Below are 13,511 nucleotides of genomic sequence, written 5' to 3'. Positions count from 1 at the left end.
GCGTGCCAGGGTGCGCTCGTGGTGGACACCCCGCCGGACGCTTCCGTCGACGTCGGCGACGAGGCGCAGCGGCGCTGGTTCCTCAGCCGGGGCGAGCGCGGTGACGCCGCGGGAGACCTGCGCGCGGAGGACGACGGCTGGAGGGGCTGGGCGCAGGGCTGCCTGGTGCGCCCCCTCGTGCACGGCGCCACGTACTTCGCGGCGCTGCACGCAGCGCTGAGCGGCACGAGCGCCGGCGACCGGCTGTGGTTCACCGACTGGCGCGGAGACTCCGACGAGCGCCTGCTGCCCGAGGGGCCCTCGATCGGCGAGCTGCTCGTCTCGCTCGCCCGCCGCGGGGTGGAGGTGCGCGGGCTGCTGTGGCGCTCGCACCTCGAGAAGCTGTCGTCGTCCATCAGCGGGCTGGGTGGGGAGCGCCTGGGCCGCGAGGTGAACGAGGCCGGCGGGGAGGTGCTGCTCGACCAGCGGGTGCGCCCCTTCGGCTCCCACCACCAGAAGCTCGTGGTGGTGCGCCACCGGGACCGGCCCGAGCGCGACGTCGCCTTCGTGGGCGGCATCGACCTGTGCCACTCCCGGCGTGACGACGCCGACCACGGCGGTGATCCCCAGGCCCTCGACCTCGGACCGAGGTACGGACCGCGGCCGCCCTGGCACGACGCGGTGCTCGAGCTGCGCGGTCCCGTGGTCGCCGACGTCCTGGCCGTCTTCGCCGAGCGCTGGGACGACCCGCACCCGCTCGACGAGCGCACCCCGCTGCGGATGCTGCTGCAGCGACTGGCGCGCATGCCGCGCCACCCCTCACCCCTGCCGGAGGCGTTCCCGCCGCCTCAGTCCCGCGGCCCGCACGCCGTGCAGCTGCTGCGCACCTACCCCGCCAAGCGCCCCCCGTTCCCCTTCGCGCCGGACGGCGAGCGCGGCATCGCCCGCGCGTACGGCAAGGCGTTCGGGCTGGCGCGCTCGCTGGTCTACCTGGAGGACCAGTACCTGTGGTCCACCGAGGTGCTCGGCGGACTGGCTGAGGCGCTGCGCGCCCAGCCGGGCCTGCGCGTCATCGCCGTCGTCCCCCGCTTCCCGGACTCCGACGGACGGGTCTCCGGCCCGCTGAACCGCCTCGGGCAGCAGCGGGCGCTGCGACTGCTGCACGCCGCGGCCCCGGGGAGGGTGGCCGTGTTCGACCTGGAGAACCGCGCCGGAACGCCCATCTACGTGCACGCCAAGGTGTGCGTGGTCGACGACGTGTGGATGACCGTCGGCTCCGACAACGTGAACCGCCGCTCCTGGACCAACGACAGCGAGCTGACCAGCGCCGTGGTCGACACCACCCGCGACACGCGCGAACCCCTGCGCCTGCCCGGTGCGCTGGACGACGCGAGGGTCCTCCCGCGAGACCTGCGCCTGCAGCTGTGGGCCGAGCACCTGGGCCTCACCGAGGACGACGAGCGCCTGCTGCACCCCGACACCGCCTGGCGGCTGTGGAACGAGAGCGCGAGCGCCCTGGACGCCTGGCACGAGCGGGGGCTGCGGGGGCCCAGGCCCACCGGGCACGCCCGCCACCACCGCACCGAGCCCGTCAGCGCCGCCCAGGAGCGCTGGGCCTCCCCGCTGTACGACCTCGCGGTCGACCCCGACGGCCGCCCGCGGCGCCTGCGCGGCACCACCAGCTTCTGAGCGGTCGGGCCAGGCAGCGCCTCAGCGCCACACGCCTCCGGCGTCCTCCAGCGATCCGCCGTACCAGTGCTCGATGATCCGCCGGGCGATGGAGACCGGCGGGGGCAGCAGCACGTCACCGTCGCGCAGTGCCGCTACGAGCTCCTCGCGGCTGAACCAGCGCGCGTCGGTGATCTCGACGTCGTCGGTGACGACGTCGGTGCTCACCGCGGTGCCGCGGAAGCCCAGCATGAGCGAGGCGGGGAACGGCCAGGGCTGGTTGCCGAGGTAGTCGACGTCGCCGACCTCGATGCCGACCTCTTCGAGCACCTCGCGGCGCACCGCTGACTCGAGGGACTCCCCCGGCTCCACGAAGCCCGCCAGCGTCGAGTACCGCTTGGCCGGCCACATGTCGTTGTGGCCGAGCAGGAGCCTGTCGTCGGCGTCGACGACGGACATGATCACCGCGGGGTCGGTGCGGGGGAAGTGCTCGCTGCCGTCGGCGGTGCACTTCCGCACCCACCCGGCCTGCTCCACCGACGTGGGCGCTCCGCAGCGCGGGCAGCGGGGGTTCACCGCGTGCCAGCGCAGCACCGCCACGGCCTGGGTGAGCAGGCCGGCCTCGAGGGCGTCCAGCTCCGCACCCAGCGTGCGCAGGTCGGCCCAGTCGTCACCGCCGCCCGGGTCGAGGGAGGGGTCGGCCACCTCCTGCGCCACGTACCAGGTGCCGTCGGGGTCGGTGCCCAGCAGGACGCGCACCCCGTGGGGCGCTCCGCCGGGCACGTGCGACGGCGGCACCAGGGCCAGCCGCGGCTGGCCGTCGGGACCGCCGTCGCCGTCGCGCGTGACGGGCGTGCGGCCGTCGTGCACGCGCACCACCCGGACCGCTTCGTCGGCCCACAGCCGCTCCAGCAGGCCAGCGTCGCCGCGGCGGGCTCCCTGGCGGTCGGAGGCAGAGCGGGACAGGGACAGGTCGGGCAGGGGTGCGGGGGCCACGTCGCCACCGTAGGCAGCCGCCGTCCCGCCCGCGCGAGCGGTTCCCGACGGACCTGGAGGGTGCTGGACTGCGGCGGACGGTGCACGGGGCCCTAGCGTTGGCCCGTGCGCCGCGACCCCTACCTCATGGCCGCGCTCGCCAGCGCCGCGCTGCCCGGCGCTGAACCGACGCGGGTGCGGCTGCTCGACGACGACGGTGCCGACCTCGACGTCGCCCTGGTGGAGGACGACGGCGGCGCCCGTCACGTCATCAGCGTCCCCCGCAGCCCCGCCGCGGGCGCCGACCTGGAGCGCGAGGCGGCGGCCCTAGGGCTGCTCGCGCGCCTGGCGGAGCCTGCGCTGGGGGTGCGCCTGCCCTTCGTGGTCCCCGCGGTGGCCGGGTGGACGCCCCTGCCCGAGGGCGGCCGAGCCGTCGTCACCACGTGGGTCCCGGGCGACCAGGTGGACGTCGTCGGCCTGCGTCCGGGGGCGCTCACCACGTCGCTGGCCCGCGCGCTGGCGGTGGTGCACGCGCTGCCCGCCGCGGCCGTCGACGAGGCCGGGCTGCCGGTGTGGAGCGCCTCGGAGGTGCGGGGTCGTCGGCTGTCGGAGCTGGACCGCGCCGCCTCCACCGGGAGGGTGCCGACGCGGCTCCTCGCGCGGTGGGAGCAGGGCCTGGAGGAGGTGCGCTGGTGGAGGTTCTCCCCCGTGGTGGTCCACGGCGACCTCGACGGCACCCGCGTCCTCACCGACGGGCTCGCGGTGACGGGCGTCACCGGCTGGGGCTCGCTCAGCGTCGGCGACCCCGCCGACGACCTGGGCTGGCTGGCGGCCGCCGCTCCCACCGAGTCCCTGGAGGCGGTGCTCGTCGAGCACGCCGAGGCCCGCCACGAGCCGGTCGACCCGGCGCTGGCCGCCCGCGCGCGCCTGGCCGGGGAGATGGCGCTGGCGCGCTACCTCCTCCACGGCGTGGCCCTGGAGGACGACGCCGTGCTCGACGACGCCACCGCGATGCTGGAGGACCTCGACGCCTCCCTCGACGACGGCGACGAGCTGGAGCGCTGAGGCGTGAGGGTCGCAGCGCTGAACCTCGCCTCCGGGAGGGGCCGAGACGGGCGCCAGCTCGGCGCCGCAGCCCTGCGGGACGCCCTGCGCGGCCTGTCGGGGTGCGACGCGGTCGCGCTGGCGGAGGTGGACGACGCCCAACCCCGCTCGGGCGGTCTCGACCAGGCCGCGGAGGCGTCCGCGGCGCTGGGCCTCGACCACTGGCGGATGGCGCCCGCGCTGGAGGGGACCCCCGGGCTGCGGCGCGACTGGGCCCCGCTGGCCGGCTCGCTGCGAGGCCCGGTCGGGAGCACGGGGCCGGGCTCGGACCAGGACGAGGCGCGCGGGCTGCGCGGCCCCACGTTCGGCGTGGCGCTGCTCGTCCGGCGGCCCGTGGTCGCCTGGCACGCCCTCGACCTCGGCACCGGACGCGGCAGGCTCCCGCTCGTCGTCCCCGATCCCGTCACCGGCCGCACGGGCGTGCTGCTGTTCCCCGACGAGCCGCGCACGGCCGTCGCCGCCGTCCTGGGAGACGGGACGGTGGTCGCGGCGACCCACCTGTCCTTCGCACCTCCGACGGCGCTGCGGCAGCTGCGCCGGGTCGCGTCGTGGCTGCGGGGCCTCGCCCCCTCGGGCTCGGCCGGTCCGACACGGCAGGTGCTGCTGGCCGGAGACCTCAACCTGCCGGGAGCGCTGGTGAAGCGGGCCGCGGGTGCACCGACGCTGGTGGCCGCCCCCACCTTCCCCGGCGCCGCACCGCGCCTGCAGCTGGACCACGTCGTCTCCCTCGGCGCACCGGTCAGCGCCACCGGGCGTGCCGAGCAGCTCGCGGTGGGTGACCACCGCGCGCTCGTCGTCGACGTGGAGGCGGACCAGCCCCTAGCCTCCGGCGGATGAGCGCCCCGGCCCGGTCCACCCCGAAGCCCCCCGCGCTGTCGGTCGCCTTCACGTGGCTGGCCTGGCCGGTCATCTTCGCGACGATCTTCGCGGGCTGGGGCGTCCTCAAGGCGCCCTCGGCGTACGGGTACGCCACGGGCACGGAGGTGGTCGCCAGCACCCGGGCGGGTGGCACGTGCGAGACGACGATCGTGGTGCGCGGTGCGGGTCGCGGCGGGACGGACTGCCCCGCGACGTGGACCGCCGACGGGCGGGAGGTCAGGGGGACGCTCACCACGCACTACGGCGGCACCCTCGACAGCACCACCGGCGACCCGGACACCTACCGAGCCGTCGCCTGGGGCACGACCGCCGCGACCGGGTACGACGCGTTCGACCTGCGGTGGGGCCTGCTCAGCCCGTTCGGCCTCCTCGTCGGCGCCGCGTTCCTCTGGTGGGGCTTCGCGGGAGCCGACCGACGGCTCGCGAGGAAGGTCGGCCGCGAGCTGCGCGGCGGTGCCGTCGTCCCCTGGGGGCCGTTCGTGCTGCACGCGGACGGGCTCCAGGTGGGCGGGCACCGGCTGCCCTGGCACCTGGTCCGAGTCGCTGGTGAGGGAAAGGTCAAGCGGGCGCGGTGGACCGACAAGACCGTGCGGCTGGACCTGGCCGGCACCACCACCGGCGACCTCTTCCCGCCGCAGCTGTCAGAGGCCGGGGCCTTCGCCCGGGTCGTGCGGACCTTCAGCCCTGCTCAGCCGTCCCAGCCGGTCTGAGGCGTGGCGCACGTCTCGCGGTAGACGTACTGGGAGGGCGCGCGCCGCTCGCTGCTCGACCAGTCGATGGCGGGGCGCCGCTGCTCCGGTGGGACGTGGCCGATGCGGTAGACGGCCATGAGGTCGAGGTGGTCGGGCACCTCCAGCAGCTCCTCGATGCGGCCCCACGCGCCAGGCACCTCCATGGGGAACGAGACGAACTGGATGCCCAGCCCCAGCTCGACCGTGGTGAGCCAGATGTTCTCCACCGCGGCGCCCAGGGAGAACAGCGAGTAGAACGCCGACAGCTCCCCCGGGCGGTGCTCGGCCTTGTCCAGCAGCGCCGCCAGCAGCAGCGGGGACCCGGCGACGAGCTTGCGGTTCTCCTCCCCCAGCGTCTGCGGCACCCGCAGCGCGTTCATGAGCCTCTGCCCGCGGCGGGTGAACACCTGGCCGGTGAACGGCCGCAGCGGGGCGGGCAGCCTGTCGAAGAGCATGCCGCTGCGGTGCTGCGCCATCTCCGCAGCGCTGAAGCGGAAGTAGCGCTTGTACCGCTCGAAGAACGTGCCGCCCGACATCGCCGTGGTCATGCTCTCGCCGCTGATCGCGGCGATGCGATCGATGGTGGACCGGTCCTCGACCAGCACGAAGCGCCACGGCTGGCTGTTGAGCTGGCTCGGCGCGCGTCCCGCCACCTCCACGAGCAGGCGCTGGTGCTCGGCGCTGACCGGGTCGGGCAGGAAGGCGCCGTTCGTGGTGCGCCGGCGGCGGATCGCCTCGAGCAGCTCCACGGTCAGCGGCTCCTCGTCCCCGCTGCCGCCCAGGCGGCAGCGGTGGCGCCCAGCAGGGGCGGGGCCAGCGACGCGGCGAGCAGCACGTGACCGGTCCCGCCCGGACGGACCCTCGCGACGACGACGAGCGGCAGCAGCGCGGGCGCCAGCAGGGCCGTCGTCGTCCTGCTCCGGCCGAGGAGCGCGGAGGCTGCGAGCGCGAGCAGCGTCCACGTGCACGTGGAGGCGTAGAGGGCGTGGTGCGGCCACCTGCTGCCCCGCCGGCCCCGCCACGCCGCCAGGCCGACCGCGCAGTTCGCGGCCCAGCTGGCCGCGGCTGCGCTGAGCAGCACCGCCGGCGCCGCCCGCAGGCGCGATGTCGTCACCCGGTCACGCTAACCGGAACCTCAAGGCGGGGGCCGAGCGCGCCGACGACCCCAGAGATCACCCAGAAACCACCTGAGGGAGACCGAACCACCATGCCTGCCGCCCCCGGCCGAAGCGCCCTCCTCCGGTCATCGCGCTGGAGCGTGCGCACCCGGCTGTTCGCGCTCGTCGTGACCCTCGCCGTCGCCGTGATGGGGATGGGCGGGGTCGGCGTCTCGCAGGTCCTCGCGCTGAACCACCGCGCCCAGGAGGTGCGGCAGACCGGGACCGTGCCGCTGGAGCAGCTCGGCCAGCTCAAGGTCGACTGGCAGACGTACCTCACCAACCTGTCCCGCCAGTACCTCACCGGCAACACGGCCGAGATGCAGGCCGGGTACGTGAAGGCGGCAGACGCCGCGATGGCAGCTGTGCAGAAGGACATCAGCTCCCTGCAGAGCACCTCCCTGACGCCGAAGGCCACCGCGGCCGTCACGACGGTCTCCAGCGCCGTGCCGCAGTACAACGACAACCTCCAGAAGCTGGTCGCGGCGACGGCTGCGGGGGACACCACCACGGTGGCATCCCTCAACGCCAAGTACTTCGAGCTGGAGGACGCCATCAGCAAGTCCCTCACCGACGCCCTCGCCGCCCAGTCCGCCGGCGCCGCCGCGGCGGCCCAGGAGGCGCAGGCCGCGGCCGACTCGGCGGTCCGCGTGCTGGTGGGCATCGCCCTCGTGGCGCTGGCCGTCTCCCTCACGCTGGCCGTGGTGATCACCCGCAGCATCACCCGCCCGCTGGAGCACGTCCGCACCGTCCTGGGCCGGGTGGCCACCGGCGACCTGCGCGCTCGCGCCGGCATCGTCGGAAACGACGAGCTCGCCTCCGTCTCGGTCTCGCTGGACCACACCCTCGACGAGTTCGGCCGCGCCATGGGCGTGGTCATCGCCACCACCGACCAGCTCACCGGCACCTCCCGCACCCTGGACCAGCTCGCCGTGGACGTGGTCGGCCGCGCCGACGAGTCCGCCGCCCAGGCAGACCTCGTCTCCGCCGCCGCCTCCTCGGTCTCCGTCAGCGTCGACACCGTCGCCGCCGGCTCGGGCGAGATGCAGACCGCCATCGGAGAGATCTCCGCCAGCGCCGCCCAGGCCGCCGCCGTGGCCGCCCAGGCCGTCGAGGCCGTCGAGGCCACCACCGCCACCGTCGCCCGCCTCGGCGCCTCCAGCCAGGAGATCGTCTCGGTGGTCAACCTCATCACGTCCATCGCCGAGCAGACCAACCTCCTGGCCCTGAACGCCACCATCGAGGCCGCCCGCGCCGGTGAGCTCGGCAAGGGCTTCGCGGTCGTGGCCGGGGAGGTCAAGGAGCTGGCCCGCCAGACCGCCCAGGCCACCGAGGACATCTCCCACCGCGTGTCCACCATCCAGGAGGACACCAGCGGCGCGGTCTCGGCGATCGAGCGCATCAGCGAGGTCATCGGCCGCATCAACGACCACCAGACCACCATCGCCGCAGCGGTGGAGGAGCAGTCGGCCACCTCCCAGGAGATGACCCGCAACGTCGCCGACGCGGCCTCGGGGTCCCAGGAGATCGCCGCCAACATCTCCATGCTCGCCGCCGGCGCTGAGGGCAGCCGCAACCGCGCCTCCGAGGCCCGCGGCGCCTCCGCGGAGCTGACCTCGCTCAGCACGCGGCTGCAGCAGGCGGTGGCCGGCTTCACCGTCTGAGCACCGCTCCTCGCACCCCGCTGACCTCAGCGGGGTGGAACGAGCCCCGTCAGCGTGCGCAGCGCCCTCCTCGAGGGCGCTGCGCACGCTGCGAGGGCGGTGTCGAGCACGGCGGCCACCTCGGCGTCCGGCAGCCCCTCGTCCCCTCTCGACCACACCGGTACGGTCTTCGGGTGCCAGCGAAGACGCTCGGTCGCTGCGTCGTGGCAGTCGACGCCGGAGGGACGCACACGCGCGCCAGCTGCTTCGGTCTCGACGGCGGCCTGCTGGGCAGCGCCACCGGTCCGGCGGGCGCGTGGCACCACCACGACGACGCCGTGGAGAACCTCCGCAGGACCGTGCTGGAGGCCCTCAGCACGAGCGGTCTGTCGCCCGGTGACGCGGCCGCGCTCGTGGCGGGGGTGGCGGGGATCAGCAGCCGCGGCGGCGCCGACGGCGACCGCTCGCTCGACTGGGCGCGCGAGCACCTGGCGCTGCCCGAGCTGGTCTGCCCGCAGGTCTTCGTCAACGACGCCGTCACTGCGCACCGAGGAGTGCTCGCGGGAAGCCCCGGCGTGATCGTGGTGGCGGGCACGGGCTCGATGGTGCTCGCGATCACCGCACGCGGCGAGGAGGTGGAGAACGGCCAGCTGGCCCACTACGCCGGCGCCGCGCGCCACCTGGTGCTCGACGTCGTCCAGCAGGTCCTCTCAGCCCGATCGGCGCCGCAGGACGGCTCCTTCGTGGCCGAGCTCATGGAGGCGCTGGAGGTCGAGGACGTCGACGCCCTCCGCCGGACCGTCCTCGACCTGACGGCGTCGGGGACCCCGCACTCGACCACCCGGCGCCTCGGACCGCTCGCCCCGCTCGTCACCGCGGCCGCCGAGACCAGTCCTCTCGCTGACCGCGCCCTGCGCGCGCTGGCTGAGCGCACCGCAGTGGGCGTGCTCCTCCTCGCGCCGCTCGTCGGGACGGCCGCGGTGCCGGTGGGGTGCACCGGGTCCCTCGCGACCGACCCCGCCTTCTCCTCTCGGCTGGCGGCCGCGCTGGCGGGCAGCACCTGCGAGCTCCAGCCGGGGGTCACGGACCCCGTCCGGGGAGCGGCGCTCATGGCGCTGGAGCTGCTCGGGGAGCTCGACGACGCAGCGCGCCGCCGCCTCGTCAGCGCGTGAGCTCGAGCCGGCTCCTACCGAGCTCGAGGAGGCTCGAGGTCGAGCCCCTGGGCCTGGGGCGTTCTGCGGAGCCGTTCAGCGCAGCGGGCGCTCGTACCGGTCGAGCCGCTCGCCGTCGAACACGCCGAGGTGCCGCCGCGGACCACCGGCCGCCCACTCCCGCTGGGTCTCGCCCACCCACCGCCGGGTCCGCTCGAGCTCGGAGCGGTGGCCCTCGAGCAGCCAGCGGACCTGGTCGTCGTCCTCACCGGCCAGCAGGGCGGCCACGTCGCGCTGCCGCAGGCAGCGCAGCACCAGCCCGTCACCGCTCAGGACGACGAAGGGCGACGCGGTGACGTCGGGCTCAGCCGGCCCCACGCTCACAGCGGGACCGTCACGGCAGGACGGCGACGGCCTCGACCTCCACCAGCTGGTCCGGCCAGCCGAGGACGGTGACACCCAGCAGGGTGCTCGGGGCGTCGTGCTCGCCGAAGGCGCGGGCCACGACGTCCCACGCGGCGTGCAGGTCCTCGGCGCGGGTCGAGGCGACGTACACCGTCGACTTCACCACGCTCGTCAGGTCTGCGCCGGCCTCCTGCAGCACCGTGCGCAGGTTGGCGATGACCTGCTCGGTCTGCGCGACGACGTCGCCGGGCGAGACCACGCGGCACTCGTCGTCGAGGGGGCACGCCCCCGCGGTGAACAGGAGGCGGCCCGGGCGGTCGGTGGTGGCGGCGTAGGCGTACGGCACGGACGGGGTCAGCTGCTCGCTGCGCACCAGCCGGACGGGACCGGAGCCGTCGGTGGAGGAGGTCGTCGTCATGCGCGCCACCCTCCCAGCGCCTCCTGCAGCAGCGCCACGCCGTTCCGCTCCGTCAGCCGTGGACGGCGGTGGTCACCACCAGCTCCACGCCGACGGGCGCGCCCTGCTCGTCGAGCACGCCCACCTGACGCACCTGGGTGTCGAGCGCCTCGTCGTCGCCGAGCTGCTCCAGCAGGTGCACCACGGCAGCGGTGGGGACGCCCTCCACACCGTCACCGGCGTGGTCCTCGGCGTGGAGCAGGCGGACGAGCGCTTCCGTGCGCTCGGGCAGCACGCCGGTCTCCACCCGGGCTCCCTCGACGCCCAGCTCGCTCTCCGGAAGGGCGGCGAGCGGCCAGCTCAGCACCAGCTGGACGCGGTCGTCGTGGCCGTCGACCGTCCGCATCGTCGTCCACCACGGGCCGGTGACCTGCGCGCCCGCAGCGGTCAGGGTGGACCACAGGCGGGAGAACGCCTGCTCGGCTGCCTCGTCGGTGAGGTCGGCGGCCTCGTCCTCCGGGTCCGCGGGGACGTCGACCACCACGCCCGCCCACGGCTGCGCCGGTGCGCGGCGGTGCTCCACGGGGACGTCGCGCTCGTAGGCGGCGAGCTGCGCCCGCCCGGCCACCAGCGCCGCCTCCTCGGCCGCGTGCCGCCGCCGCACCCCCTCGGCGTGCCGGTCGAGCAGCTGCTCCGCGGCGTCGGGCTGGTCGAGCACTCGCCCGACGTCCTCCAGCGGCACGCCCATGCGGCGCATGACGGCCACCTGCGCCGCTCGGCGCACCTGCGAGACCTCGTAGCGGCGGTACCCGGTCACCGGGTCCACCTCGGCCGGCTCCAGCAGGCCCGTCTCGTCGTAGAGGCGCAGCGCCTTCGCGGTGAGCCCCGTCGCCTGGGCGAACTGCCCGATCGTGAGCACGTCACTCCCCTCGTGCGCCCGGTGCCTCCGGCCGCACGCCCAGCGTCGGGCTTGCCGCAGGGGGAAGGTCAAGCGCGCAGAGCGGTGTCCGACGGAGAGCTGAGCAGCGGCCAGGTGCGCAGACGCCACAGCGACAGCAGCACCCAGGCGGTGGTGAGGAGGCCCCCGACGGCCAGCAGCAGCCCGGTCCAGACGAGCTCCGGCGCACCGTCCAGGGCCTCCCAACCGGTGAGGAGCGCCACGCCACCCAGCAGCACGTCCGCCCCCTGCACGACGCCGGTGACCGCGGCGACGGTCCGCAGCCGGGACGCCACCTGCGGGTGCTGCTCCTGGGAGGCGGCCGACGCGAGCACGAGGCAGACCTGCACGAGGAAGACCACGCACAGCGCCTCGTACCCCCAGGCGAGGGCACCCTGCAGCCCGTCGGGAGCGACCACCGCGGTGGTGCTGGTGGTCGTCGAGCCGTCACCGAAGACGTCCTCGGTGGTGGTGCGCGTCGGGTGCAGCAGGTCCGCGAGGGACAGCACGGCGGCGAGCAGGGCCACCGCGCGGGCGGCCCGCAGCCCGGGCACCGCTGACGCCAGGTGCGCGAGCGCTCCGACGACCACCACCCAGCCCACCGCGTCGACGAGGAGGTCGAAGCCCTGCAGGCGCAGGTCGAGGACGACGACGAGCAGCCCCAGCACGAGCTTCGTCACCGCCGCCGACGTCACGAGCGGGGCGGGGGACGAGGTCGGCGCGGCGTCGTCCACGTGCGGAGGGTAGGGCTCGCTCGGCCGGACGGGCGAGGGGCGCGCCGCCCTGCGGTGCGTCCCCGCCCTGCTCCCCGGTGGCCTCGACGACCTCCGAGGGCGCTGGTCAGTGCTTGAAGCGCCCCACCAGGCCGTCGAGCACAGCGGCCATCTGCGACAGCTCCGCCACCGCGGTGCGGGTCTCGCCGAGCCCTCGGCTCGTGGAGGTGATGGCACCGGCGACGGTGTCGAGGCTCGCGGCGAAGGTCGACGTCCCGGCGGAGGCGTCGGAGATCGCCCGGCTCATCTCCGTGGTGGTGGCGGCCTGCTCCTCCACGGCAGCCGAGATGGTCACCTGAAACTCGTTGATCCTGCTGATGATCTCGGTGATCTCGGCGATGGCGGCCACCGCCGAGCCCGTGGAGGTCTGGATCTGCGTGATCTTGGCGGTGATGTCCGCCGTCGCGCGGGCGGTGCCCTGCGCCAGGTCCTTGACCTCGCTCGCCACCACTGCGAAGCCCTTGCCGGCCTCACCGGCGCGGGCCGCCTCGATGGTCGCGTTCAGGGCGAGGAGGTTGGTCTGCTCGGCGATGCTCGTGATGACCTTGACGACGTCCCCGATCTCCCGGCTCGAAGCGCCGAGGGAGCTGATGGTGGCGCTGGTCGACTCGGCGGCAGCGACCGCCTGGTTGGTGACCTCCGCGGCGCGGCTGGTGCTGCGGGCGATCTCCTCGATGGAGGCCCGCATCTCCTCGGCACCCGCGGAGACGGTCTCCACGCTGCCCGCGACCGAGCTGGCGGTGCCCGTGGCGGCGCTCGCCTGCTCAGCGGCCTCCTGGGCGTTGCCGTCGATGAGGGAGGACGTCGCGGAGAGCTCCTCGCTGGCGGCCGCCACGGCCTGCGCACTGGCCGCTGCCGAGGCGATCGTCAAGCGGATGGTCTCGACGAACCGGTTGAAGGCCTTGGTGACGGCGCCGAACTCGTCGGTGCGCGACTCGTCCAGGCGGGCCGTCAGGTCACCGTCGCCGCTGGCGATGTTCTCCAGGCCGTCGCCGAGGTCCTTGAGGGGCCGCCTGATGCTGCGGGTGACGAGGACGGCGATGAGGGTGAAGGCCACCGCACCACCGAGCGTTCCGGAGACCATGACGACCAGCGCGCTCTGGCGGGCCTCGTCGGAGGTCTCCCGGCGCACGTCGAGCAGCGAGGCCTCCTCGGTGGCCATCTGGCCGGTGGTCTGGCGGATCTGGTCCATGACCGTCTTGCCGGCGTTCGTCAGCACGACGGCCTGGGCCGCTTCGAAGCCGCTGGTCCTGCGCAGGTCGATCGTGGACTGCATCTCGGCGTACTTGCTGTCGATGAGCGGACGGATCGTGGCGATGCGCTCCTGCTGCTCCGGGTTGTCCGCCGTCAGGGCTGCGACCTCGTCCAGCTCCTCAGCCGTGGTCGACTTCGCCGCGGTGAAGGGCGCGAGGTAGGCGTCGTCTCCCGTGATGAGGTAGCCGCGCTGACCGGTCTCGGCGTCCTTGAGGCTGCTGTCGAGAGCCGTGAGAGCGCTCAGCACCTGGTACGTGTGCTGGACGGCGTCCTGGTTGGCGTACAGCGTCTCGGTGAACTTCAGGGCCAGCCCACCGACCACCGCGAGCAGCACGGTGGCCAGGGCGAAACCGGCTGTCAGACGACGTCCGACGGTCCAGCGCAACGACAGCATCTCTTCTCCACCGTGCAGACGTGTGGTGCAGCGACGCGGTGCGCCTCCACCACCACCGTCGTCG

At 74.7% G+C, this 13,511-nt stretch carries 14 protein-coding genes; 6 read left to right on the top strand and 8 right to left on the bottom strand.

The genetic code is table 11. From position 1 onward, the window contains the following. Nucleotides 1-18 precede the first annotated feature (18 nt). Nucleotides 19-1,668, top strand: coding sequence for a phospholipase D family protein (locus tag FMM08_RS15375; RefSeq protein WP_222710824.1), 1,650 nt, complete (start codon nucleotides 19-21; stop codon nucleotides 1,666-1,668). A 21-nt stretch (nucleotides 1,669-1,689) separates the two neighbouring features. Here the strand turns inward: FMM08_RS15375 and nudC are convergent, their stop codons facing one another. After that, a complete protein-coding gene (nudC, locus tag FMM08_RS15370) occupies nucleotides 1,690-2,643 on the bottom strand; it encodes an NAD(+) diphosphatase (protein ID WP_147927263.1) in 954 nt (317 codons plus the stop codon). A gap of 105 nt (nucleotides 2,644-2,748) precedes the next feature. Between nudC and FMM08_RS15365 the strand changes: the two genes are divergently transcribed. The 3 genes from FMM08_RS15365 to FMM08_RS15355 are packed head-to-tail and all read left to right on the top strand — an operon-like array spanning nucleotide 2,749 to nucleotide 5,315. Next, nucleotides 2,749-3,687, top strand: a complete 939-nt coding sequence (locus FMM08_RS15365; protein ID WP_255472444.1) for a phosphotransferase — start codon at nucleotides 2,749-2,751, stop codon at nucleotides 3,685-3,687. Between the two features lie 3 nt (nucleotides 3,688-3,690). Beyond that, a complete protein-coding gene (locus FMM08_RS15360) occupies nucleotides 3,691-4,563 on the top strand; it encodes an endonuclease/exonuclease/phosphatase family protein (RefSeq protein ID WP_147927262.1) in 873 nt (290 codons plus the stop codon). After that, nucleotides 4,560-5,315: a hypothetical protein gene (locus FMM08_RS15355; RefSeq protein WP_147927261.1), complete on the top strand. Its 756-nt coding sequence runs from the start codon at nucleotides 4,560-4,562 to the stop codon at nucleotides 5,313-5,315. The genes FMM08_RS15360 and FMM08_RS15355 overlap by 4 nt, the downstream gene beginning before the upstream one ends. Here the strand turns inward: FMM08_RS15355 and FMM08_RS15350 are convergent. Together FMM08_RS15350 and FMM08_RS15345 are read right to left on the bottom strand one after the other, a co-directional pair. Further along, nucleotides 5,294-6,085, bottom strand: a complete 792-nt coding sequence (locus FMM08_RS15350; RefSeq protein WP_147927260.1) for a nitroreductase family protein — start codon at nucleotides 6,083-6,085, stop codon at nucleotides 5,294-5,296. The genes FMM08_RS15355 and FMM08_RS15350 overlap by 22 nt on opposite strands. Before the next feature lie 2 nt (nucleotides 6,086-6,087). Further along, nucleotides 6,088-6,450, bottom strand: coding sequence for a hypothetical protein (locus FMM08_RS15345; protein ID WP_147927259.1), 363 nt, complete (start codon nucleotides 6,448-6,450; stop codon nucleotides 6,088-6,090). Between the two features lie 144 nt (nucleotides 6,451-6,594). On the opposite strand from FMM08_RS15345, the gene FMM08_RS15340 reads away from it, so the two are divergent. Further along, nucleotides 6,595-8,157 carry a methyl-accepting chemotaxis protein gene (locus FMM08_RS15340; RefSeq protein ID WP_187279783.1) on the top strand — a complete coding sequence of 521 codons (1,563 nt, stop codon included), beginning with the start codon at nucleotides 6,595-6,597 and terminating at the stop codon, nucleotides 8,155-8,157. A gap of 173 nt (nucleotides 8,158-8,330) precedes the next feature. Then, nucleotides 8,331-9,308 carry a BadF/BadG/BcrA/BcrD ATPase family protein gene (locus FMM08_RS15335; protein WP_187279782.1) on the top strand — a complete coding sequence of 326 codons (978 nt, stop codon included), beginning with the start codon at nucleotides 8,331-8,333 and terminating at the stop codon, nucleotides 9,306-9,308. Between the two features lie 75 nt (nucleotides 9,309-9,383). Here FMM08_RS15335 and FMM08_RS15330 read toward each other — a convergent pair whose 3' ends face one another. The 5 genes from FMM08_RS15330 to FMM08_RS15315 form a co-directional block, all read right to left on the bottom strand. Next, nucleotides 9,384-9,671 carry a GNAT family N-acetyltransferase gene (locus FMM08_RS15330; RefSeq protein WP_147927256.1) on the bottom strand — a complete coding sequence of 96 codons (288 nt, stop codon included), beginning with the start codon at nucleotides 9,669-9,671 and terminating at the stop codon, nucleotides 9,384-9,386. 10 nt (nucleotides 9,672-9,681) lie between these two features. Next, complete coding sequence (locus tag FMM08_RS15325; RefSeq protein WP_147927255.1) at nucleotides 9,682-10,110, bottom strand: RidA family protein; 429 nt, start codon at nucleotides 10,108-10,110, stop codon at nucleotides 9,682-9,684. A gap of 52 nt (nucleotides 10,111-10,162) precedes the next feature. Beyond that, a complete protein-coding gene (locus FMM08_RS15320; protein ID WP_187279781.1) occupies nucleotides 10,163-11,008 on the bottom strand; it encodes a MerR family transcriptional regulator in 846 nt (281 codons plus the stop codon). A gap of 68 nt (nucleotides 11,009-11,076) precedes the next feature. Next, entirely contained in the window at nucleotides 11,077-11,760 is a 684-nt protein-coding gene (locus FMM08_RS23105) for a hypothetical protein (protein WP_187279780.1), read from the bottom strand. A 106-nt stretch (nucleotides 11,761-11,866) separates the two neighbouring features. Beyond that, a complete protein-coding gene (locus tag FMM08_RS15315; RefSeq protein ID WP_147927253.1) occupies nucleotides 11,867-13,447 on the bottom strand; it encodes a methyl-accepting chemotaxis protein in 1,581 nt (526 codons plus the stop codon). Nucleotides 13,448-13,511 lie beyond the last annotated feature (64 nt).

Source organism: Quadrisphaera setariae (assembly GCF_008041935.1).
Taxonomy (GTDB): Bacteria; Actinomycetota; Actinomycetes; order Actinomycetales; family Quadrisphaeraceae; genus Quadrisphaera; species Quadrisphaera setariae.
The sequence above is the reverse complement of the archived record's forward strand: the minus strand, read 5'-3'. Positions and strand labels throughout refer to the sequence as shown.